This is a genomic window from Pseudomonas sp. 05N431 (genome assembly GCF_056397005.1).
Map to the genome: position 1 here is coordinate 1 of NZ_JBFTMN010000060.1, position 569 is coordinate 569.

A 569-nucleotide genomic window follows, 5' to 3' on the forward strand; every position below is an offset into this window, starting at 1 on the left:
GTCGCGGTGTAGGTGATCTGCCCGCCTTCAACCACCGAACCATTCGCGGTCAGGCTCAGGCCGGTGTTGTCGATCGAATCGGTGATGGTGGTCACCGCTGGCGTCGTGCTCGGGGTCAGCTGCTCGAAGTTGCCGCCAGTGGTGCTTTCGATGGTAGTGCTGACGGTGCTGCCGTTTTTGTAGACGTCATTCGCTGGAGTGTCGACCACCACGCTGCCGGAAGTCTTGCCGGCCTCGATGTTGATTACCGCGCCGTTGGACAGGGTCACGCTCATCGCGGTGCCGGCCGGATTGGTCAGGGTCGCGGTGTAGGTGATCTGCCCGCCTTCGGTGACCGAACCGGTCGCTGCCAGGGACAGCCCGGTGTTATCGATCGAGTCGGTGATCGTGGTCACCGCCGGGGTGGTGCTCGGGGTCAGTTGCTCGAAATTGCCGCCGGTGGTGCTTTCGATGGTGGTGCTGACGGTGCTGCCATTTTTATAGACGTCGTTCGCCGGGGTGTCGACCACCACGGAGCCGGTGGTTTTACCGGCCTCGATATTGATCACGGCGCCGTTGCTCAGCGTGAC

Annotated in this window: 1 protein-coding gene; it reads right to left on the bottom strand. The window is 62.6% G+C overall.

The features are described from left to right. Positions 1 to 569: immunoglobulin-like domain-containing protein (locus AC1DIG_RS29300; RefSeq protein WP_477770112.1), on the bottom strand; the 569-nt coding region annotated here is incomplete at both ends.